Genomic DNA, 22,496 nt, shown 5'->3' on the forward strand with positions numbered 1-22,496 from the left:
TTCTGGCTGTCGCTCTCCCTGACCAATGGATCCGGTTATCTGTTTTTAAAAACCGGAAAGATCAGATATTTCTGATCTCCCCGGTATTTGCAGTGTCATACCCGCCAAGGGAGGTTAGCTGTGATTTGAATTCGTCACTCTTTATTATCTCAAGTATTGCGGTAATCCTTTCGTCCTGAATGGATTCTGCCGGAATTGCAAGTTCATACCTCTCCTTTGCAACCGGACTGAATTTCAGGCCGAGTGCTTTTGCCGCACTATATACACACATGCCCCCGTCCGCCTCACCGTTTTTAACCGCAAGCGCGACATCGAGGTGTGTGGTCATCTCCCTGTCATAACCATTGACGGCTGAAGGGGTGATGCCATGCTCATTAAGCATGTAGTCAAGCAGTATTCTTGTCCCTGATCCCTTCTGCCGGTTTACATAACTTAGTTCAGTTATTTCATCAAAACCGGCTCCTGATACAGATGCAATGCCCTGTTCCCTCTCTGCAACACAGAATAGTGAGATCTCCTTATCCGGAAGATATTTTCTGATGTAGGAGACATTGTAATCACCGTCATCTGAGAGAAGGTGTACAGGCGCGGCATGGCAGTAGTTCTTCTTAAGTGCCAAAACCCCGCCCATGCTTCCGGAATGCACAGAAAATACCTGGATGCCCTTCTCTGATGCAAGGCTTGCAAGATAGTCGAGGCATGGGTCATGGCTGCCGACAATTAATAATGAATTGTCTGCAAGGTCGGGTGTGACGGTAAATGTCGCTTCTGTTCTCTCTCCGGAAGAGATTCCTTCGGATTCTGCCGGAATTTTAATGTATGCATTTGCCCTGACGGCAGACATCTGCACTCCTGCTCCTCTTGACATCGGCACGCCGATATAGCGCCCCTCCACCTTTCCGACAGACATCATCACAAATTCATCGGTTCCGATTGGTGAATGAAGCGATGTTGATAGTTCGATGTCGGTTCTGTACCTGTAAGGGCTTTTGAATCCGTACATTTCGGCCATCGGCATTACTATCTCACGCATGATGGTCATGGCGGCAAGCGGGTATCCGGGGAGACCTATGACGGGCTTACCGTCAATTCTGCCGATTATTGCCGGTTTTCCAGGTTTTATGGCTATGCCGTGAATGAGAACCTCACCAAGTTCTGCAATGACGGTTGCTGTATGGTCCTTTGTTCCGGCAGAAGAGCCTGCTGATGTGATGAGAAAGTCGTTCTCTGCAATGCCTTTCTTTACGGCGTTTTTGATCAGGTCAAAATCATCTTCAACAATCGGGTAGCGGGTGGAGCAGATGCCGGCTTCACCAAGGATTGCGCCTGCCATGATGGAATTGCTGTCTATCACCTTTCCCGGCTCAAGTTCGCTCCCCGGTTCAAGCAGTTCCGATCCTGTGGGTATAATTCCGGCTTTAAGAGAGAGAACATCCACTTCAGAGACTCCATAGCTTGCAAGGGCGGCAGTGTCGTTGGATCGTATCCTGTGCAGTGATGGGATTATCATCTCAGATTCTCCTATATCCTCACCGACAGGCCGTACATGCTGATACGGTGCTGCTGCTTTCCTGATAGCAAATCCGCCTTCTGCCTCCCAGGTGTCTTCGATCATTATGACTGCGTCATAGCCGGACGGGATTATATTTCCGGTGTTGACTCTCTTAAAATCTGTAATTCTGACCGTTTTTGCCTCAGATGCACCTTTTGTCTCTTCTGATTTTACGGCTATGCCGTCCATTGCAGAGAGGTGAAGCATGGGAACTGAGTACTTTGAAAAGACCGGCCCTGCTGATATCTTTCCGGGTGCGTCCTGAAGAGTTGTTTTTTCTCTCCCGGGAATCAGTGAAAATTCTCTCTTTATTGTATCCTTTGCCTCTTTTAAGGATACCATATCAAGATAGCGTTTTACCATAGAATCACCTCAACATTTTCTCCTGCTTCCAGTCCTTCAGAGCCTGCCGGAATTTTTAACACGCCGTCACTGTTGATGAGCGTATTTAACAGACCTGATTTCCCGAATACGGGTACTGCACCATCAGGGGTTATCTTAACCCTGATGTAGTCCTCCCTACCCTGTGCTGATGAGATATTCTGCGTAAGGGTCATATTTTTCGTTGAGAATTCCGCCTCCCGGTCCCTGTATGCCTCAAGCAGTTCTGATATGAGTATGTGCAGGACAACGTAGGCGGATGCCGGATGTCCGGGCAGTCCGATTACAGGTTTTTCAAGTGCCTTTCCGATTATGGTCGGTTTTCCGGGTGAGATGGCAATGCCGTGTATCAGGACTTCTCCGAGTTCATCGATAATCAGTGATGTGTTGTCCCTGAGATCTTTGGAACTGCCCCCGGAGATGAGAACGATGTCACACTCTTCTGCGGCTGTTTTTACAGCCGAAAATAGTGTCTGCCTGTCGTCTGCGACAATGCCGTATCTCTTAGGTATGCAGCCGTGCTTCTCTGCAAAGCCTGAACAGAGCATCGAGTTTACATCCCTTACCTTCCCGAATCCGGGCACTTCCCCGACAGGAACAAGTTCGTTTCCGGTTGAGATGATACCGACAACCGGTCTTCTGAATACGCTGATTTTTAAAAAACCGAGCGCGGCAAGCACCCCGCATTCCTGCGGCCTCAGGGTGGTTCCTGCCTTTAAGACAACTTCAGATTCTGCAAAGTCCTCATTGGCAAAGACGATGTTTTCACCGTCTGCCATAGGCCGGTAGATGAGCACCTGATCGCCTATCTCCTCACAGTACTCAATCATTGCAACGGCATCGGCACCATCCGGAACATTTCCTCCGGTCGGGACATATGCGCAGCTGCCCGGCTTGATCTCAAATGCTGCGGGCTGACCCATCTCAACCCTGCCTGTGTAGTCAGGCATTGCGGGGAGTGATTCTGATGCGCCGAGCGTGTCTCTGGAAAAGACCGCATAACCGTCAACTATAGATCTTGAAAAACCCGGAAGATCCATTGGAGAGGTAATATCCTCTGCCAGTGTTCTTCTGTGGGATTCTGTGAGATCTGTTATCTCTGTCTCTTTTTTTCCGGCTATGCTTTTTAATGTGATTTTTGCAGATTCTACTGATTTTAGTGATAAAAACAGGCTCATTTAAAGCAGCCCAGCTGACATTTTCTGATCTTTACACTGTTTGCATTGCAGAATCTTGTAATGTCGATCTTTCTTATGTCATATTTTTCACAGATGTCAAATGCCTGCTGGCACTGGATCGTATCTGTGATGCCGGTTTCTTCAAATGCCTTTGCGATTTTTATTTTCAGTTCTTCGTCCATATACTGTATCTGATCTTTTGATCAGAATAGTTTATCGTTATGTCTGAACTTTTCATGAATGTAATGTGGTTGTCTATTGTGGGGTTGTTGTTTACATGATCGATTTGTCTATTTTGTTAAATTTATTGAATTTATAATCGCAAATGTTAAGTTCAATTAAAATATATTTTATTTTGCCGACCCTGTAAATATTACGGGATTAAAAGATCTTAAAATGGGATAAAGTTGGCAATGCCACAATGACACCGCTCTTACATGCCGGAATTTTCCGGTTTTCTTTTTTTTGGTAATTTATACTCTTTGATCGTTTTTTATATCTGAGATTTATTGTTATGTTTATTGTCTGCTGTAATTTCCGTCTGCTGTGCCGGAATTACTGATTTAATCTCATCAAGGAGGGTTTTAAACTCCTCTTCTGTAATCTCCTCTTCTGAAAATCTTTGTCTTTCTGAGGATTTTATGATTCTGATAACTGTATCATTTATTCCGGGTTGTCCGTCTGACCGCAGGCGTTCTCTGCATTCCCTGTCCGAGATCTCTTCGCCATTTGAAAATTCATTCGGGACACTTCTCCTGAGTGCTCTCACTGCCATACAGACCGCCTCTTTTTTATGTCCATGAATGAAGAGTATTTCCGCATTTTTCAGAAGATCAGGTTCGGTTCTGTCCGTATTTTTGGGTGAGGGCGTTTCTTTCCGGGTGTTACCGGAGTATCCGGTTATTACTGAATAATAGATATAGACTGCAATGGCATTGGCAGAGGTGAAAATCAGTATCAGTATGGACAGTATGTAGAAGGGCACCACATCATCTTTTTTCAGAGTGACTGAGGTTACATTTCCGTTCTCTGATACTGCATGTATTTCTGCTGAATATATGCCCATTTTGTATGTGAGTTTTAATTCTGAATGGACTGCTGAACTGCTGCTGTATAATGAAATGTTTACTTCAGTGCCGGACTTTTCAAATCCATCTGACTCTGTCTCCGATATTATATCTGCCAGTGTTGTATTTTTTTGGAAATCATGTGGCAGAATTATTGTTGCGTTTGTCTCTTCAAGAATCTCTGTTACTTTTCCTTCATCCACAGTGCCGGATACTGAAACGATTCCGTCATTGCTGTTAATGTATGCCGAATAGAAATAACCTGAGTTTCTTCCTCCGGGGTTTACTGCAAATGATATCTTTGAGAAATTCTGTTCATACAGTGAACTGTTTATTCCCTGAAGTATTGTGTTGTTATATGCTGCTCTGACGACTGCGTTTTTTCTGAACTCTTTCTCTATCTCCTCCTCCATCATTGTTTTTTTCAGTGCGGATGGGTCTGAGTACTCTTCAGCGGCATTGATTTCATCATCCGCGTTTCCGGAAGAATATGACGGTTTATCCTGACTGTCTGCCTTTATCTCTGAAGTTCCTTTTACAGGCGCTGAATTTCGTTCGTTGTCCTCTTCGTATTCTGCCGGACTGCTGCTGAAGCTTATGCTTATTCCGTTCAGTTCTGAGCTGTATACGGGTGAATTTCCGTATTCAAACGATATGTCTATTAGGAGATCTCTCTCCTCCCCGGAATTTCCGGCTGAGACGTAATAGGTCTCCTCTCCTGAAAATGCCGTGACCTGCTTTCTCTGTGAGGATGAGTATTCTCCGGTTTTTGGGTCTTTCACCTTCACCACAAGGGTTCCGGGAATATCCTTCCCAAGACTGTTTGTTATTTTAACAGGTATCTGTGACTCCTCATCTGCTGAAAAACCGTAATGTGCAGAGTCGGTTGAGATGAATAAAGCCTCTTCTGCACATGCGGTTCCTGAGAGTGCTGCTGTGAGCAGCAGTATGAGGAGGAAGGACGGAGATTTCAAGGGATTGCCTGCCTCCTTCCGAATGCTTTCAGTATGGCGGCAATCAGTGCGACCGCAGCAAGCAGATAAAATATGTAATCTATGTCAGTCTCCTCTGCCTCACGGACTATTGCCTGGTTAAGGCCTGAGTATATCTCACTAAGTGTCTCTTCATCTACTGATCTGAAGTATCTGCCGTTCGTCTCTTCTGCGATATTTTTCAGCACCTCTTCATCCAGATTGGCATAGAGGGGATTTCCGAATGTGTCATAGTCATATAATACAGGTTCGTCTGATCCAAGGCCGATGGTGAATACCTGAATATTCCGGTTTTCTGCAAATGATATGGCCTCCTGCGGGGTGATGCCTCCTGCATTGTTTTCACCGTCAGATAGCAGTATGACAACTTTTCTTCTGTCAGGAATGGAGTCTGCCATATCGGCTGCAAGTGCAAGACCGTCACCAATTGCTGTATTCCCGTCTTTTATGCTTACTGCCATCAGTTTTCTGCCGGTTTTTTCCTTGTCAGGGCTCAGGTAGGCAGCTGATGCGGCTCCGGAACTGAATGTCACAACCCCGGCAAAGTCCTTCTCTCCAAGGCTTTCTATCAGTGTGAGAGCAGATTCTTTTGCCACCTCAAGCCTGTCGGGTTTATAATCGGTTGCATGCATGCTCCCGGAGACATCCATTGCAAGGACAACATTTACTCCCTCTTTTTCAGTTTCAAGTGGCATATGCGGCCCTGCAAGTCCGATAAATATAAGTCCGGATGCCAGCAGGAGGAGAATAAGTACAGTATTTTTCGGGCCGAAATACTTCGATGCCGGATTTGTATCCCTTGCCATTGCTGCCTTTGCAAAGGAGAGTTTTGAAAATTCAAGTGACCTGCGCCGGCTGTGCTTTTCGTGGTATATGTAGTAATAAATCAGGCATGGTATAAGGAGCAGTCCTGCCAGAAATTCCGGGTGGTAAAATCCGGACATTTATGCTGCTCTCCGGAAAAATGCTGAGAGTTTCAGATGAAGATCCCTGTAAGGGTCGGATGTTATAATGTTTAACTCCGGAATTCTGTTCTTTCTGAATAATTGTGAGAGATCTCTCTGGTATTCTTCTGTTATCTCCCTGTACCTCTCCCTGAAATACCTGTCAGATGTATCGATCATCATCTGTTCACCTGTTTCAGGATCTGAGATCTCCACCAGGCCAATGTCCGGCAGTTCAGTTTCATGACTGTCTGATACTCTTATTGCCTGAACGTCATGCTTCTTTCCAAGGATTGATATGGCCTCTGAGAAATCAGGTGAGTCAAAGTCTGAGATGATTATAATATGGCTCTTCCGTTTAAGTCTTGAGAGGAGAAATTCTGCGGCATTCTTTATGTCTGTTCTCCTGGAAGCTGTTTTATGCGAGATTATTGTGTTTATGGCCAGTGCGGAGTGTCTTCTTCCCTTGCGTGCCGGAATAAATCTCTCTATTTCATCGGTGAATAAGAGAATGCCTGAGGCATCCCCGTCTTTTAGTAATGAGTAAATTATTGTCGCTGAGATCTCAAGGATTTTTAAGTCCTTTGAGATCTCTGTCCCGAAGGAGGAGGATGCCGAACGGTCGATCATCAGATATACTGCCCTCTCACGCTCTTCGTGGTATATTCTTACATGGGGCTTTCTGTATCTTGCAGTGACCTTCCAGTCCATTGATCTGATGTCATCGCCGTACTCGTATTCTCTTATATCTGCAAGATCGATGCCGCCTCCCCTGAATAGTGAACTGTGAATGCCCGTCTGTGTTCTCTCGGTCCGGCTGCGGCTGATTATTCTGATTCTGCTGACAATCTCCAGGCAATCTTTTACGGAATATCCGGCAAATGATGAAAAACTCTCTTCATCTTTGGAGTTCAAGGGATCTTCACCTTTAAGAGAATCTCATCAATTATCTCTTCTGTACTGATCCCGTCTGCTTCGGCCTTATAATTCAGGATTATTCTGTGTCTCAGAACCGGACGGGCCATCTCCCTTAGATCGTCCGGGATGACATAATCCCTCTTCTCCATCATTGCCTTTGCCTTTGCGGATAATATCAGACTTATTGATGCCCTCGGTGATGCCCCGAATTCGATATAGTCTTTATGCGTTATTCCGTATTTTTCCGGGTGCCTTGTTGAATCAACGATCTCCGCTGCGTAATTTTCAACAGGAGAACCGCAGTATATCTTTCTTATTTCTGACTGTATCTCCAGAATGCCGCTGTTATCTATTATTTTTTCCGGGGACGGGCTGATGCCGCCTGTAAAATTCCTGATAATCTGAATCTCTTCCTCTTTTGACGGATAGTTCATCATCAGCTTGAGCATAAATCTGTCAGTCTGCGCCTCAGGCAGCGGGTATGTGCCTTCTGATTCTATTGGGTTTTGTGTTGCAAGGACAAAAAAAGGCGGAGTTATGCCGTGCCTGTCGCCCTGTATTGTAACCTGCTTCTCCTGCATCGCTTCAAGAAGTGCGGACTGGACCTTTGGCGGGGCACGGTTTATCTCATCGGCAAGTATTATGTTTGAGAATACCGGCCCTTTTACCGTTTCAAAGGATGACTTCTCAAATCTGTATATTTTTGTGCCTGTGATGTCAGCCGGAAGAAGGTCTGGTGTAAACTGTATTCTGCTGAAATTGCAGCCTGTACATTCGGAGAGTGTCTTTACAAGCAGTGTCTTTGCAATGCCGGGAACTCCCTCCAAAAGGACGTGGCCCCCTGCTGCAAAGGCTATTATTAATTCCCGGATTGCACTCTCGTGTCCGATTATTACTTTTTTTATCTCTGATTCGAGGAGGAGAAGTTTCTCAGAATAGCTGTCCGGAGATTTATCCGTGATGTTTTCATCTATCTTTGGCCTTTTATGTTTATCTTCCGGCATTAAATTCACAGATAAGTTATTGAAGTTAAATATTTATGAAATTATCATGTCCTGTGGCAGGATCTGATTTATGTTTGGCACCATGTTGTAAATGTAGTTAATTTAACTCAAAAATAAATTCTGACATTAAATGTGAGGATTTATATGGTTTCTGAAATAGAGAGTTATTGGTTATTTCAAAATTATTTATATCTCATACTTGTTTAACTTCGGTTGGTTCTCATGGTTTCTGAAAGATTTAATTCGTTTATTCCGGTACTAAAAATTCTGGCTGTAATATTTATATTGTCTATATCTGTTCAGTCAGTGGGGGCGAAGAGTGCCTCTCTGCCTGATTATAACAATCTGTATATTCAGACTGCAAATGATCCCCGCTTTGATGACTGGGGCAACGGGACATACTGGTTTTGGTTCCCTGAAAATGCGGGCCTTAATACCCTGCATATTACTGATGATTATACTGACTCCTACGGGCAGGTTACCCGGACTGCGGAGATGTCAGGATCTTTTTATATCACAGATACGGGGGGGATGAATTATAAAGATGACATTCTTCTTCTTCTGGCTGTAAATGGTTCTGTAAGTGATAATTTCTCAGTAAATCTCAGATGCAACGGTTTACAGTGGACACCCAATTCAACCGGACATATTCCTCCTGTAGAGAGCGAGGTCACTTATGTGAAGGACTGTCTGAATGCAGACTTTAATAAGGATAATTTCTCCGTTTATGGTGGAAATAACGTAAAGCAGAACTGGAAACTTTACAATTCCTCCGATTATCCGCTTTACTACGGGCAGGATGTTTCAGATGCCGGCAATTCATTTAAGCTGATGTTCATTGATCTGAATGCCGGAGTTTTAAATGCTCAGAAACTTGGTTATACTTCACTTAAGAACAGTGGTTCACTGAAGGTCAGTTATGAATTCAGCAATCTTGATGACTGTTATGCAGCATTCAATGTCTATGCCTACGCAAAGATGCCTGAGCTTGACACCCGCAGTGTGGATAAGACTGTGCAGTGGACCAACAGGCTCAATGATGAGTCCGGAAGATCAGTCAGCGGATATTCGGTCTGGTCCCTCTTTGTTCCTAAACTGACTTCTGTAACTGTTTCTCCGGAATCATCGGTGGTTGAACCTGCATCTGGCCTTCAGATGACTGCAAAGGGTCTGGACCAGGGCGGCAATGAGATTCCGGGTGTAATATTTGACTGGCAGTCTGATGATGCCACTGTAGGATCTGTAAATTCAGACGGCCTCTTTACGGCAGTCAGCCGGGGTATATGCAATGTAACCGCATCAAACGGAAGCATAACCGGGAAGAGCCGGATCGTTGTCTCTCCGGCCGTATCTCCCCTTTACGTTGCTGGTGACGGAAGCGGCAATTATACAGCAATATCGGATGCAGTAACCTTTGCCCACGCAGGAACTGAAATTATTGTAAGAGACGGCATATACACAGAGAGTGTGGATATTCCAAGAACTCTCTTTATACGTTCTGAAAACGGGCCGGATAAAACAGTTCTCGATCTATCGGGACTTCCGGCAAATACTGACGGATTTGTATTCAATGCAGATTCTGTAAATGTTTCCGGCTTTAATATAACAGGTGCGTCCGGTGACGGAACCACAGGCGGTTTTGCAGTAAGGTTCAATTCAGCATCTGACAGTATCCTGCATAATAATGTGATCTCCGGAAATTCAGACGGAATATATTTCAATTCCGGAGATAACAATACAGTTTCCGGTAATGTTATCAGCTGCCCGGAGTCTGCTGATCACTATGCCCTTTCTATCAAGAAAAATTCCGGTGCGAATAAAATTTTCCGCAATTCCTTTTTATCCGGAAATCTGAAGAAAGCAGGGCAGTCGTCAGGAAATCTCTGGAATACACAGGATATATGGCAGTACACCTATTCGGACGGTTCTGAAGTCTATCAGGGCAGTTCAAAGGTGGGAAATTTCTGGAAAGGTTATGCCGGTGTTTCCGGGGATAAGCCCGGTATCGGTTCCTCTGCATATGAAATTCCTGATGTCGGAACTGACAGCTATCCGCTAATTTCACCGGTCTGCAACTATACATTCGGTTCTTCAATTCCGGCAGGGGATACATTCTATGTCGGCCCTGATGAGGATTTCAGGACGATTCAGTCGGCGGTCGATGCCGCAAATCCGGGTTACAGGGTCATTGTCAGGGACGGGACATACTATGAATCGGTCAGTATCCGCAAAAACCTGACAGTCCGCTCTGAGAACGGTGCCGGAGCAGTGACAGTTCAGTCTGCCGGTTACAGGGGATTTTTCCTGAATGCAGATGGGATTCTGCTTGACGGGTTTACGGTTTCAAATGTTTCAGATGAATCGGATTCCGGCGGTATTTTCCTGTATAATGCCTCAGACTGCACAGTTACCAACAATTCGGTCGGTGGTGACGGTGTCGGTATTGTTATAGACGGAGATTCGGACAGGAATCTTATATCCTTCAATACAGTCAGCCTGAACTCCGATAAGAAGAGGATGTTCTCGGTAAAATCTGCCGAATGCGGGGATAACCGGGTATGTGAAAACACTTTCTCAAAAGGAAAGGGGCCAAAGGATGAGGGTTCCGGAAATCTCTACAACACCACTGATGTCGTAAAGAATTATGTCTATAAAGGACGGCAGAGTTCCTCCTTCCTTGGCAATTACTGGACTGGTGCGGATAAGACTGATTCTGACGGAAACGGCATCGCCGACAGTCCTTATTCAGACGGTGTAACTGATAATTACCCGCTTGTATCTGAATTCAGCAGTTATTATCTGAACGGTGATTATAACGGAGATGTTACTGAAGACGTTCCGCTCAACCCTCCGGAGTGCACATTCATTGGTGTTCCCGGTTCACAGTCTGTGGTAGTTGACAACAGTTCAGGACATGCCACAGTATCAGGCAACAGCATAAGGCTTTCAGAGAACGGCTTTGATATAATCATAAACACAGTCAATCCTCCGGGTGGAAACATCGGCTCGATAACGGGTGATATAAGTTCGGTTGAGATTGTTACGTCAGAGATTAGAACTAATTTCAACAGTACAGGTGCAGCGGGAGGTTCTGTATCAGTGAACCTGACCGGACTTTCTCCGGGATCTGAAATAAACTCCTCTGTAAACAGAACTGTTTCGGCAGGTGATTTATCCGTATTCTCATCCATTGTCTCTGCCGGCGGACTAAATCCCGGAGATATTGCATTTACACTTCGTATTGTAAAATCAGCAGGATTTGATGGTCTTGTAAACAATGCAAATGTAACTATGAGAATAGGTTCCGGGTGGGTTGATGCACATGGCGGACCTTCAGCAGTCCGCATTTTAAGAATTGCTGACAGCGGTGACGGCCAGGTGCTTTCGACAACCTTTACAGGTCCGGTTAATGGTGTTTACACCTTTTACGGCTACAGCCCGTCCGGTCTTTCACTCTTCGGCCTGTCATCCGTCTCTGCTCCCACGCCATCAGGAGATACAGGTTCATCAGGCAGCAGCGGCGGTGGTGGATCAAGTTCAGTCGGAGTTGTATTTAAGAAGGGAGTAACTGCCGGAGAGGAAGTTGATTTCATAATTGACGAGACGGCTATATCTGAGATCTCCGTTGCTGCAAAAGTTGATATAAAGGAGATTATGCTCACCGCAGAAAAGGGCAGGATGCCTTCAGGAGCAGTGAAGCCGTCCGGAGATGTTTACCAGTATATCAGCGTAACGCTTTACAAGGCAGATCCGTCAGAGATTGAGAGAACAACTCTCAGTTTTGCCGTTGATAAGAGTGCTTTTACAGGCGGATATGATCCTGAACTGACTGAGCTTGTTTATTATAATGCTGATGAAGAGTCATGGCAGAGCCTCTCCACTGTTTATGATGGTGAGAGAGGCAGTTCATATGAATTCTTCGCTGACAGTGCCTCGCTTGGGAACTTTGCAATAGTTCTGCATAAGGGTGATGCCTCTGCCGGAGAGAAAGTTCCGGCTGAGACTGTAAAATCAGGTCTAACAGAATCAGAACAGTCATCCGGTGATGGTAACTCTGTTTCTGAAAAAGAGAATAAAGAAATTCCTGCCAGACCATCAGGTCTTCTCTTCGGAGGTTGGCTTTCGGTAATTGGTGCAGTCTGTGTGACTGCACTCATATCATTTGCAGCATTAAGAAGAAGAGAATATGAAAATACCGGCAGAAGGAAGTAAAAAGATTATTTGGAGATAGTATAAATGAAAATTTTTGTTGCTATGGATGACACTGACAATCTGAATTCACGCGGTACAGGAAAACTTGCAAGGGATACTGCGGCAGCGATTATGAAGGAGTTTCATGTGGACGGGATAACCCGGCATCAGCTCTTTGTACATGAGGATATTCCATTTACATCGCATAACAGCTGTGCTGTGATTCATGTTGAGGCACGTGAGACGGATGACAAGGAGTGGCTCTTTGAGACTGCAAAAGAGTGCATGCTCAATGATTTTGTTGAGGGGAGCGATCCCGGTCTTGCAGTGGCATGTGCTGATGAGGTCATCCCGCCGCTGATCGCTTTTGGCAGGGATGCACAGAGGGTTGTCTTAAACCAGGAGAAGGCAAGGGGTATTGCAAAAAATCTCGGCATTCGTCTTGAGGGGCTTGGCGGTACTGAAGACGGTGTCATCGGGACAATGGCCGGGCTTGGACTTGCAAAAGGCGGCAATGACGGCAGGTACCTGTTGTGTGGTGGTGTAAGGGATATGACCGGACCGGCTGATGTTGACAGTCTCATTGAAGCAGGAATTGATGCTGTATTTAACATTCACGGAGGGGAAGTGAAGGAAGGCAGGATCATTATTGAGGAAGGAAAATCTGCAAAGCCCTGTCCTGTTGATGGCCGGAAAATCCTCTTTGTGGAGGATATAGACGGTAAGTATCACGCTGTTAAGAGAGGATGACCGGGACAGAGATATTCAGGAGAAGAGTCGGAATCGCCTTTGTGGTTCTGATTCTCTTTGCCGGATCTATGTTTGCCCTTCAGGTCGGCGGTGAGGAGTGGGTAAAGGGTATAAGCCCTGATAAGATAACCCCTCTTTCTGATGCCGGGATGAAGGAGACCTTTTACCGGAGCGATTTTAATTACGGGCCGCAGGAGTGGAGGCCGTATAAGACTCCGCTGAATATCTCAAATACCCCTTATGGGGAGAATGAATGGTACCTGATGTTTGTAAAGGCCAATGCAACACCATACGGCGGCAACCCATCCTTTCACAGGAGGGGGAATGTGCTTGTGAATTATTCATTTGAAAACCTTGCCGGAACGGCGGCTTTTCATGTTATCGGTTTTGATGTAACTGCGAAATGCAGGACAAATCAGCAGGACGGCTATGGCTCCTCTTCGTATTATGTTACCGGAAGTTCTGCTGCCGGCACTTCTCTTCCGGAATCTTCCCCGATGAGTTCATGGAATAATGTGGCTGTTCTTCCTCCGGGTGAGTATGATACTGATGAGGGTGTGGAGGAGTATTACTATTTCATATATTTTGATCCTCTTTCAGGTGGTGCCGGTTCTCTTCACATTACCGATGAGAATACTCAGGAGAGGATAAAGGGTGGAGTTATTGAGACTACAGAGCAGTCCGGAAGTTTTTATGTTACCCATACGGGAGGCAGTCTTGTTGAGGATCTGCTTATTGTCGTCTGTGTCAGTGAGGTGCAGCCTGATGATTTCAGGCTTGATATTGAGACCTCTTTTGTGAGGAGGGAATGAATTTGCGTATTGAGAAGTACTTTTCACTGAACGAAATATTGCTGCTGACTCTTTGTGGTGCCCTGATATTTGTCTTAAAAGTTATTTTTAAGCTGCCGATTCACCTGCCCGGTCATTCCGGTGCATTCTGGGTAATTCCTCTGATAATCGGAGTATCATTTGTTAAAAAACCCGGTTCAGGACTCTACATAGGACTTGTATCCGGCCTTCTGGCTTCTTTTTTTGGAATAGGGGCACTTCATGTTTTTGATTTAGTAAAATACCTCTCCATAGGTGCAGCAACTGATCTGTTCGCGGTTTTATTTGCTTACAGATTTGATAATGTGGCGGTCGCAGTGATTACGGGTATTTTTGCAAATGTAATTAAAATGCTTGTAAATTATTCCATTCAGCTGGTTCTTGGTGTACAGCCTTTCTTCATTATACTTGGAATTGGTGTCAGTTCTGTGACGCACATAGTATTTGGTGCTATTGGCGGGTTAATATCTGCATTTATTATTCAGAGGCTCATTAGGGCAGGTCTTGTAGGTGAAAATAATGAATCATCCTCTGATTTCAGTTGAGGATTTTTCATTCTCCTATAACTCCGGGTCAGTTTCCCAGAGAAAAAAAGCTCTTTGTAGTGTCAATCTTGAAATATGCAGTGGTGAAAAGGTTATCATAGCCGGATCCAGTGGTTCGGGTAAATCAACCCTAATTCAGGCATTAACCGGGATTATCCCGTGGTCGGTTAAAGGATTGATTCGTGGCAGTGTTCATGTCAGAGGGATGGATACAAAAGATTACAGCATCTCTGATATCTCATCGGTAGTCGGCTATGTATTTCAGAATCCTGATCATCAGATTATAACAAACGATGTTGATTCAGAGATTGCTTTTGGTCCTGAACAGAAAGGTATGGATACGGCAGATATAGAATCTGAAATTGATCTGGTAACAGAGGCTCTCGGAATAAGCAACCTGAGGGGACGTGAGATTCCTGAACTTTCCTGGGGCGAAAAACAGAAAGTTGCCATAGCCTCTGTCCTTGCCCTGAAACCTGATCTTCTTCTTCTTGATGAACCACTGTCGGGACTTGACAGTAATTCAGCAGTACGCCTTCTTAAATATCTGAGTATGGTAAATGAAAAATATGGCACAGCAATAGTGGTGGTTGAGCACAGAATTGATCATCTTGACTCTTTTGCAGACAGAGCGGTTCTTCTGGAAGACGGAAAAATTGTCTCCGACATATCTGCCGGGGAATATTTTTCCGCAGAATATTCTGATAAGTACAGACCGTCCCGGAAGAGTGCTTCAGAAGAGATCATTTGCCATACAGATATTCCGGATAATCTTTTTTACCCGGAATTATTGGGTGGTAAAAATAATCCGGGTTTAAATATCCGTAATATTAATCGTCCGATCCCGTCATTGAAGGTCAGGAATCTGTTTTATGCATATCCCGGACAGATAAAATATGTCCTTAAAGGCCTGAATGCCGATTTCTTTCCCGGAGAAGCTACTGTGATCTTTGGATCAAATGGTTCGGGTAAGAGTACTTTTGGCAGGCATCTCAACGGACTTTTAAGACCGGTGTCCGGATCAGTTATTCTGAATGGCGAAGATCTGTCAGGTTATACTGTTGCTGAGGCGTCACGGCAGGTATCATTACTCTCTCAGCATGCGGATTATCAGCTGTTTGGAGAGACCATATGTGAGGAGGTTACATTTGGTCCCAGGAATATATACCCTGATTATGCCTGTATTGACAGAAATACAGAGGATGTTATGGAGATGCTTGATATTCTCCGTCTTGGAATGGATGCCCGTCCTTTAAAACTGTCAGTCGGGGAGAAGCAGCGTGTTGCCATAACGGGCTGCCTCGCGACGGATACTCCGGTTGTAGTTATGGACGAACCAACCCTTGGACTTGATTTCAGTCTTAAGGAGAGGCTTGGACTGTTAATTATGTCCTTAAAAAGGCGGGGTAAAACAGTGATAGTCTTCACACATGACCGCGAATTTGGTTATTCTTTTGCGGATAAAGTCTGCATTTTCAGAGACGGGGTTTTGCACAATGTTACGGGGAACACTGATAATTCCCCGTATGGTGCTGGCTATAAAGATATGGGGGACTTTCAGTGAAAAAAAAGGCGGGTGTAGCATATATTCCCGGTGACTCTGTTATCCACAGGCTTGATCCAAGGACTAAATTACTTATTATGATCTCTGTAAGTCTGACAGCTTTTCTTGTATCAGGTGTTTTTCTCATGTTGCCTGTATTTTTAACTGTACTTCTGCTGGTTTTTCTATCCGGAAATCCGGCCGGATGGGTCAGTTCAATGAAACTTATTCTCCCCCTGCTGATTTTTATAGTATTTATTGAACTGTTATTCTGTCCTGAAGATCCCGGCAGAATAATATATTCTGTGAATTTAGGACCTTTGAATGCTGTATTGAGTGAAGGCAGTATCAGTTATTCTCTGCTGCTTGGTTTAAGGGTTCTTTCAGTGACCGGAATTTCATTTTTATTTGTTCTGACTACAAAGTACAGTGATTTTGTTAAAAGTCTTCAGCTAATGAAATTTCCACCAATAATTTCATTTTCCCTTGGTTATGCCCTGAGGGCAACAACCACACTGTCTGCTGATACCCGTGCGATAATGGATGCCCAGAGGTCAAGAGGCCTTGAATTTGACAGAAATTCATTGTTTAAAAACCGGAATAAATTACTTTCACTATTTATTCCCATGACTGTGACAGTTTTAAACCGGTCCTCACAGGTGTCTGATGCCATGCAATGCAGGGGATATGGAGGCGGCAGTTCTGTCAGTATATATAATCCTCCGTCTTTTGGCAGAAATGACTTTATTATCGCTGTAATTGTTGTATTTACAGAAATAATTCTGATAAATCTTTCATATTATGAGGTTCTACGATGACTGTTAATTTACTAAGTTATCCGGATAAAAAATTCCTGAAAAAAGCATTTTTAATTCTGTTTACGATCTCTCTGCTTGTTTCATGCACTTCTGCCGCAGATCTGCCCTCTAATCCTATTGCCGGTGCAATGCACGTAAATATCAATACCGCAAATTCGGGTGGATATTACATCAAATTCGACGGAGGCGGTTTAAACGCATTACATATGACCACAAGTACCTCTGATTACTATGGTCAGCTTACAACCACTTCAATGCAGAGCGGAACGTTTTTCATCTCAGATACCGGCGGCAGGGGTTTTTTCAATAACATGCTGCTCATGATTGCCCTTAGAAAACCATCTGATGATGAAGAACAGATTCCTGATGACTTCAGAATTAAAATCCGTTCGAGCGGCTATAAATGGCCCTCCACAGGCGTACTGAATATGCCTCCTTCACCCGGTAACACTGAATATGTCTCCGGAGCAGTGGATCAGGCATTTACTTTGAGTTCCTTCGGCTACGGTCCTCAGAAGTGGAAACCTGCCGGGAATAACGATCCTCTGAACTATCCGATATATGGCGATCAGGATATGTCGGATTATGAGGAGTTTTACATCTTCTTTGTGGATCTGAAAGTCGGAGCACTGGGTGAGAATTCCGGTTTTTCAGGACTGACGGACAACGGCATGGTAAAGGTCGAATACACCATTGAAAATCTGGATTCCGGCCTTGTCGCATTTAACACATATGGGTGGTGCGATGAGAACCAGGCAAATCAGGGTGCGGGAGTATCATGGACTAACAGAGTTTCAGGTGAGGGCACCAGCGGATATGTAGTAAACATTGTCGGTTCAGGCGGTGGTGAGGGAGGTTCTTCCTCCGGAAAACTTGATTACGGCTCTGACCGTTCAAGTTCATCAGAGAGCTGGAAGCCCAAAGTCGGAAACCTTAATATCTCCTCCATTCCTGAAGGGGCTAAAGTTTACCTGGACGGGGTGTATTCCGGACAGGAAACGAATGCGTCATTTGTTGATCTTCCGGCAGGGGATTATGTCATAACCCTTGAACTTGACGAATATGAGACCGCAGGGCCTGAGACCGTGACTGTCAAAAGCGGATATATCATTGAAAAGGGATATAACATGACCCGTGGATCAGGCTCATGCTTTGTCTCATCAATTCCTGACGGGGCTGACATCTTCATAGACGGTACGGATACACTCTGGCATACCAATTCCCTGATTACAGATATAATCTCCGGAAACCATACCGTTACGGTTTACAGGGATGGTTATGAACCGCAGTCTTCCAACGTCAGTATTAAAATGAATCAGAGATCAGAACTGAGCTTTACGTTTGGTGAGGAAGGTGCTGCACAGGAGACTTCCGGTGCATCCGGGGAAAGTCAGGGCACCCCAGAATCAGATGCAGCACCTGCCATTTCCGTTCAGTCCGGTAAGCTTCCGGCTGAAAAAGAAGAGATAGGCAGAGAAGAGGAGGATTATGCAGATTCTCTCTCACAGGATGATGGCGGCATATTAAGCTTCATTACCGCACTCTTCGGAGGGTTCTTCTCTGCACAGCCTGATACAGCAGCTGACCAGTCTGAACCGGCAGGGCTTAAAAGTGACTCCTCAAAGGCCGATGCAGTGCATGAGGTGCCTGAAACAGCAGGGATAACAGAAATAACAGATCCGGTCACTCCTTCAGGTGAACTTCCTGGTGAGAATATATCTTCCGAAGCAACAGGAGGCCTTTATGTGACATCTTATCCGGATAATCTTGATATTATACTAAATGGTGTAAAGACAGATTTCTCAACCCCACATTATTTTTACGGTCTGAAAGAGGGCTCGCATAAGGTGAAGGTGACTGCTTCAGATGCAGCCAAATCAGCACAGAAGACTGTATTTGTCATTGCAGGTGAGGATAGTTACGTAAAGCTTGAGCCTGAGGTTTTCACACAGAAAGTTCCGGTTACAGTTCAGTCAAAATACTTTAAAGACTCTGTCTTCCTGATTGAAGGCGAATATCCGGAGTACCCCTTCCCTTCAAAAGTAAACCTGGAGAAGAGCGGGACATTTATTACTGTGGAAAAGGACGGAGTATTTTATACATTTAATACCGGTTATCGGGAGGAGAATTCAGCAATAAATATCGGAAATTCCGGCCTAAAGGATACTGCCGGCAGTATCACTGTGACAACAGAGCCTGATGGTGCTTCTGTTACAATAGACAGCCATAACACAGGCTTAAAAACTCCATGCACAATTGGTGGGATTACAGAAGGGCATCACACTCTTGTGGTGTCAAAAGCCGGCTATTATCCGGAAGGGGAGAATTTACGGTTCGTAAACACCGGAGATTTGAGGGATTCAGAGTATGATTTCATGCTTGATGAGTACTCATACGGCAGCCTGTTTATTGACAGCAGTCCTCCCGACAGTATGATCTATCTGAAAGGGAGTTATACCGGTGTTAAAACCCCGCATAAATTTGAATATATACCGATTGGCAGTTATGACGTTGGGATCGTGTATAACCGCACAGTCTTTAAGGAAAGTATTGTAACTGTTGAGCCGTATGAGAAATCCGGAATAACTGTTTATAATACAACTCTCGATCTATAATCTTTTTTTAAGGGTAATATACGGGTTTTTCCTGTTATTTTATTATCTGAGAATTGTGCTGCCATTAATGTGCAGTCTGGCTGGTAGTTTTTTTATGTATGTTCTGCTTTAATTATTAATTATTTGTAGTAAAAATTTATGATTTATTGTGAACTTTTCTCTATTTCTTATCGATGATAATCAGGTTTCATTAATATTTCAAATTTTTTCAAAACAAATATTAATTACTTACAGACAAATATTCAGGTGATGGAGATTAAGAATTTTAAGGTTCTGGCAATTCTTCTTCTGTCTGCATTTGCATCTGTGATGCTTACAGCAGGATGTACAGGAACTGATGGTTCAGCACAGACTGCAACTCCCACTGCAACCGCAGAGCAGACTGTGACAGCAACTCCGGCTCCGGCCGAAACTGCCCAGAAAGAGTACGCAGACAACGAACTGCTTATTGCAACCACAACAAGTCTTTATGCAACAGGTCTTCTTGATCAGCTCGCAGGAGAGTTCATGAACGATACCGGCGTTGACATTAAGATTACAGCAGTAGGCACCGGAACAGCCCTTGAATACGGGGCAAACGGTGATGTTGATCTCATCATGGTTCACGACCGTGCAAGGGAAAATGCATTTATTGAAGACGGCTCAGGCACTGACCGCAGGGTATTTGGCTACAATTATTTCGTAATCGTAGGCCCTGAGAGTGACCCTGCCGGAATTAAAGGCATGGCCCCGACAGAAGCACTTGAGACTATTCTTACAAAAGGCAGTGGAGGTGCTGAAGGTGTAAAGTTTGTCTCCCGTGGCGACAGTTCAGGAACACACGGCAAAGAGAAGGCACTCTGGTCTGTAGCAGGCTATGACTATGCCGAGTATGAACCTGTCTGGGTAAAAGAAGACTGGTATGTTGAGGCCGGCACAGGAATGGGCGGCACACTCACAATGGCAGACGAGATGGACGCTTACACTCTAACCGATATCGGGACCTACCTTAAATATCAGGGAGACGGAACCATCAACCTTGCAGAACTTGTAAATGAAGGCGATGACCTGATTAACATCTACGGCGCTATACTTGTAAATCCGGATAAATATTCTGACACCAATGTTGAAGTCGGAAAGGACTGGGTTAACTACCTGATTACTGATGATGTTCAGGACGAAATTAAGGTATTTGGCGTAAAAGATTACGGTCAGCCTCTCTTCTTCCCTGCAATGGGCGCTTTGGATGTGCTCTCACCTTCAGGTGTAACACAGGACGAGATTTCCGCACCGCTTGCATGAACAATGATTCCGGGATTCCCGGATTTTTTTTGTTTTTTATCAGGGACATATTAATATTCTTTAATGTTTTACTGAAATGAGAGGGTTGATATTATGAATTACATTGCTGAGGGTGTTTATCAGGCCTTTGTGATGATAATCACCCTGAATCCTGATGTTGTGGATATCACACTAAGAACTCTCACAATTACTCTCAGTGCAACCCTTATTGCATCGGTAATCTGTATTCCTCTGGGAATTTATATTGCCTTTAATGAGTTTTATGGCCGGAAAACTCTGATCAGTGTTATCCAGACATTATATGCCCTGCCTACTGTGGTTGTTGGCCTTGTGATGTATATGATCCTCTCCAATAACGGGCCTCTGGGGTTTCTTGATCTTTTATTCACTTCTACAGGGGTTATGCTTGGACAGGTTGTACTGATCCTTCCGATAATTACCGGGCTTACAATATCTGCCCTCTCAAACCTTGATTCAACAATACGTGACACAATAGTCTCTCTTGGGGCAACAACAGGCCAGTTTTTCTCATCAATGATTCTTGAGGCGAGATTTGCAATAATGTCCGCCGTAATTATGGGTTTTTCACGTGCGATATCGGAAGTCGGTGCGGCAATAATGATTGGAGGCAATATAAAGGGCCACACAAGAATTCTTACAACCGCAATTACACTTGAGACCAATATAGGCAATTTTTCACTCTCGGTTGCACTTGGAATTATTCTCCTGCTTATTGCACTGACTGTCACCATGATTGTATCCAGATTTCAGCAGAGTTGAACAATATGATTGAGATTGATAATATCCATAAAAGTTTTGAGGCCAATAATGTCTTAAAAGGTGTTTATGCCGATATAAATAAGGGTGAAATATTCACAATAATCGGCCCTTCAGGGCAGGGTAAATCGACCCTTTTAAGAATTCTCAATACTCTTGAAAGGCCAACGTCCGGTCAGATTTTTTTTGACAGCAATGACCTTTTTTCCGGAAAAAAAACGCCTGTGGAAGTGAGAAGGCGTATGTCTATGGTCTTTCAGAAGACTGCTGTCTTTGATATGAATGTCTTTGACAATATTGCAATCGGGCTTAAATACCGTGGTTACAGTAAAACTGATATCAATGAAACTGTAAGCCGGGCACTTGATGAGATTGGACTGTCAGGGTATGGCGGGAGAAGTGCCAGGACACTTTCCGGAGGGGAGATGCAGAGAGTTGCCCTTGCAAGGGCAATTGTCTCCAAACCGGATGTTCTGTATCTTGATGAACCAACGGCAAGTCTTGATCCTGTAAATACGGAAAAGATTGAAGATCTGATCCTGCATTACAATAAGGAATACGGAACCACGATTGTCATGTCAACCCATGACATGCTTCAGGGGCAGAGGCTCTCAGACAGAATCGGTGTCATGATGGATGGCAGATTCCTCCAGATTGCAACTCCGGATGAGATATTCTCAAGGCCGGGCAATGAGAATGTTGCACGTTTTATTGGAATTAATAATGTCTTTTACGGGACTATTAAGGAAAAGTACAGCGACGGGGTCAATGGTACCTTAAAATCCGGAAATGTGACTCTTATCGTTAAAAGTGAATTTAAATTCGGTGACAGGGTGACATTCTGCATCAGGCCTGAAGAGATCACTGTTCATAACCACAGGGCAGAACCGATAAAAGGCAGAAATATGCTCCCCGGAAAAATTGCCGGCATTCACCGGCAGGGCAGGATGATGTATGCTGATATTGATGCAGGGATAAGGATCAGCGCTATGGTTACCTGGGAGCAGTATGAGGGAAGCGGGTTTGAGGAAGGGGATGATGTTATGATCTCATTTAAACCCAGGTCGGTATTTGTTATGGGAAAAATGTGAATCTGTCTTATTTTTATCA

The 22,496-nt window shown here is 44.5% G+C and carries 17 protein-coding genes; 10 read left to right on the forward strand and 7 right to left on the reverse strand.

Annotated features, from left to right (window positions below):
* Nucleotides 1-61: 61 nt before the first annotated feature.
* The 7 genes from L6E24_RS09385 to L6E24_RS09415 all read right to left on the reverse strand — a co-directional run bounded on the left by L6E24_RS09385 (nucleotide 62) and on the right by L6E24_RS09415 (nucleotide 8,036).
* Nucleotides 62-1,915: a molybdopterin biosynthesis protein gene (locus L6E24_RS09385; protein ID WP_257741724.1), complete on the reverse strand. Its 1,854-nt coding sequence runs from the start codon at nucleotides 1,913-1,915 to the stop codon at nucleotides 62-64.
* Nucleotides 1,909-3,111, reverse strand: coding sequence for a molybdopterin molybdotransferase MoeA (locus L6E24_RS09390; RefSeq protein ID WP_257741725.1), 1,203 nt, complete (start codon nucleotides 3,109-3,111; stop codon nucleotides 1,909-1,911). The genes L6E24_RS09385 and L6E24_RS09390 overlap by 7 nt, the downstream gene beginning before the upstream one ends.
* Nucleotides 3,108-3,293, reverse strand: coding sequence for a hypothetical protein (locus tag L6E24_RS09395; RefSeq protein ID WP_257741726.1), 186 nt, complete (start codon nucleotides 3,291-3,293; stop codon nucleotides 3,108-3,110). Before L6E24_RS09395 ends, L6E24_RS09390 begins: the two co-directional genes overlap by 4 nt.
* A 311-nt stretch (nucleotides 3,294-3,604) precedes the next feature.
* Complete coding sequence (locus tag L6E24_RS09400) at nucleotides 3,605-5,152, reverse strand: hypothetical protein (RefSeq protein WP_257741727.1); 1,548 nt, start codon at nucleotides 5,150-5,152, stop codon at nucleotides 3,605-3,607.
* Nucleotides 5,149-6,114, reverse strand: coding sequence for a vWA domain-containing protein (locus L6E24_RS09405; RefSeq protein WP_257741728.1), 966 nt, complete (start codon nucleotides 6,112-6,114; stop codon nucleotides 5,149-5,151). The genes L6E24_RS09400 and L6E24_RS09405 overlap by 4 nt, the downstream gene beginning before the upstream one ends.
* The gene (locus L6E24_RS09410; protein ID WP_257741729.1) at nucleotides 6,115-7,029 is read right to left on the reverse strand and encodes a DUF58 domain-containing protein; all 915 of its coding nucleotides are present in this window, start codon (nucleotides 7,027-7,029) and stop codon (nucleotides 6,115-6,117) included. It lies immediately after the preceding gene.
* Nucleotides 7,026-8,036, reverse strand: a complete 1,011-nt coding sequence (locus L6E24_RS09415) for an AAA family ATPase (protein WP_257741730.1) — start codon at nucleotides 8,034-8,036, stop codon at nucleotides 7,026-7,028. Before L6E24_RS09415 ends, L6E24_RS09410 begins: the two co-directional genes overlap by 4 nt.
* Nucleotides 8,037-8,258: 222 nt before the next feature.
* Here L6E24_RS09415 and L6E24_RS09420 point away from each other — a divergent pair, with 222 nt between their 5' ends.
* The 10 genes from L6E24_RS09420 (at nucleotide 8,259) to L6E24_RS09465 (ending at nucleotide 22,477) form a co-directional block, all read left to right on the forward strand.
* Complete coding sequence (locus tag L6E24_RS09420) at nucleotides 8,259-12,248, forward strand: NosD domain-containing protein (protein ID WP_257741731.1); 3,990 nt, start codon at nucleotides 8,259-8,261, stop codon at nucleotides 12,246-12,248.
* Between the two features lie 24 nt (nucleotides 12,249-12,272).
* Nucleotides 12,273-12,977 carry an ABC transporter substrate-binding protein gene (locus tag L6E24_RS09425; protein WP_257741732.1) on the forward strand — a complete coding sequence of 235 codons (705 nt, stop codon included), beginning with the start codon at nucleotides 12,273-12,275 and terminating at the stop codon, nucleotides 12,975-12,977.
* The gene (locus L6E24_RS09430; RefSeq protein WP_257741733.1) at nucleotides 12,974-13,789 is read left to right on the forward strand and encodes a hypothetical protein; all 816 of its coding nucleotides are present in this window, start codon (nucleotides 12,974-12,976) and stop codon (nucleotides 13,787-13,789) included. The genes L6E24_RS09425 and L6E24_RS09430 overlap by 4 nt, the downstream gene beginning before the upstream one ends.
* Nucleotides 13,786-14,352 (forward strand): ECF transporter S component, encoded by a 567-nt coding sequence (locus L6E24_RS09435; protein WP_257741734.1) that lies wholly within the window; start codon nucleotides 13,786-13,788, stop codon nucleotides 14,350-14,352. Before L6E24_RS09430 ends, L6E24_RS09435 begins: the two co-directional genes overlap by 4 nt.
* Nucleotides 14,327-15,916, forward strand: a complete 1,590-nt coding sequence (locus L6E24_RS09440; protein WP_257741735.1) for an ABC transporter ATP-binding protein — start codon at nucleotides 14,327-14,329, stop codon at nucleotides 15,914-15,916. The genes L6E24_RS09435 and L6E24_RS09440 overlap by 26 nt, the downstream gene beginning before the upstream one ends.
* Nucleotides 15,913-16,713 (forward strand): energy-coupling factor transporter transmembrane component T family protein, encoded by an 801-nt coding sequence (locus L6E24_RS09445; protein ID WP_257741736.1) that lies wholly within the window; start codon nucleotides 15,913-15,915, stop codon nucleotides 16,711-16,713. Before L6E24_RS09440 ends, L6E24_RS09445 begins: the two co-directional genes overlap by 4 nt.
* Nucleotides 16,710-19,328 carry a PEGA domain-containing protein gene (locus L6E24_RS09450; protein ID WP_257741737.1) on the forward strand — a complete coding sequence of 873 codons (2,619 nt, stop codon included), beginning with the start codon at nucleotides 16,710-16,712 and terminating at the stop codon, nucleotides 19,326-19,328. The genes L6E24_RS09445 and L6E24_RS09450 overlap by 4 nt, the downstream gene beginning before the upstream one ends.
* A 249-nt stretch (nucleotides 19,329-19,577) precedes the next feature.
* Nucleotides 19,578-20,609 carry an ABC transporter substrate-binding protein gene (locus L6E24_RS09455; RefSeq protein ID WP_257741738.1) on the forward strand — a complete coding sequence of 344 codons (1,032 nt, stop codon included), beginning with the start codon at nucleotides 19,578-19,580 and terminating at the stop codon, nucleotides 20,607-20,609.
* A 93-nt stretch (nucleotides 20,610-20,702) separates the two neighbouring features.
* A complete protein-coding gene (locus tag L6E24_RS09460) occupies nucleotides 20,703-21,389 on the forward strand; it encodes an ABC transporter permease (protein WP_257741739.1) in 687 nt (228 codons plus the stop codon).
* A gap of 5 nt (nucleotides 21,390-21,394) precedes the next feature.
* A complete protein-coding gene (locus L6E24_RS09465; RefSeq protein ID WP_257741740.1) occupies nucleotides 21,395-22,477 on the forward strand; it encodes an ABC transporter ATP-binding protein in 1,083 nt (360 codons plus the stop codon).
* Nucleotides 22,478-22,496: the final 19 nt, after the last annotated feature.

The organism is Methanoplanus endosymbiosus, from assembly GCF_024662215.1.
In the GTDB taxonomy this organism is placed as follows: domain Archaea; phylum Halobacteriota; class Methanomicrobia; order Methanomicrobiales; family Methanomicrobiaceae; genus Methanoplanus; species Methanoplanus endosymbiosus.

Bases quoted from the DNA above. Each gene is read 5' to 3' on its own strand.
- L6E24_RS09385 (WP_257741724.1), bottom strand. From the start codon at position 1,915: ATGGTAAAACGCTATCTTGATATGGTATCCTTAAAAGAGGCAAAGGAT.
- L6E24_RS09390 (WP_257741725.1), bottom strand. From the start codon at position 3,111: ATGAGCCTGTTTTTATCACTAAAATCAGTAGAATCTGCAAAAATCACA.
- L6E24_RS09395 (WP_257741726.1), bottom strand. From the start codon at position 3,293: ATGGACGAAGAACTGAAAATAAAAATCGCAAAGGCATTTGAAGAAACC.
- L6E24_RS09405 (WP_257741728.1), bottom strand. From the start codon at position 6,114: ATGTCCGGATTTTACCACCCGGAATTTCTGGCAGGACTGCTCCTTATA.
- L6E24_RS09415 (WP_257741730.1), bottom strand. From the start codon at position 8,036: ATGCCGGAAGATAAACATAAAAGGCCAAAGATAGATGAAAACATCACG.
- L6E24_RS09420 (WP_257741731.1), top strand. From the start codon at position 8,259: ATGGTTTCTGAAAGATTTAATTCGTTTATTCCGGTACTAAAAATTCTG.
- L6E24_RS09425 (WP_257741732.1), top strand. From the start codon at position 12,273: ATGAAAATTTTTGTTGCTATGGATGACACTGACAATCTGAATTCACGC.
- L6E24_RS09430 (WP_257741733.1), top strand. From the start codon at position 12,974: ATGACCGGGACAGAGATATTCAGGAGAAGAGTCGGAATCGCCTTTGTG.
- L6E24_RS09435 (WP_257741734.1), top strand. From the start codon at position 13,786: ATGAATTTGCGTATTGAGAAGTACTTTTCACTGAACGAAATATTGCTG.
- L6E24_RS09440 (WP_257741735.1), top strand. From the start codon at position 14,327: ATGAATCATCCTCTGATTTCAGTTGAGGATTTTTCATTCTCCTATAAC.
- L6E24_RS09450 (WP_257741737.1), top strand. From the start codon at position 16,710: ATGACTGTTAATTTACTAAGTTATCCGGATAAAAAATTCCTGAAAAAA.
- L6E24_RS09455 (WP_257741738.1), top strand. From the start codon at position 19,578: ATGGAGATTAAGAATTTTAAGGTTCTGGCAATTCTTCTTCTGTCTGCA.
- L6E24_RS09460 (WP_257741739.1), top strand. From the start codon at position 20,703: ATGAATTACATTGCTGAGGGTGTTTATCAGGCCTTTGTGATGATAATC.
- L6E24_RS09465 (WP_257741740.1), top strand. From the start codon at position 21,395: ATGATTGAGATTGATAATATCCATAAAAGTTTTGAGGCCAATAATGTC.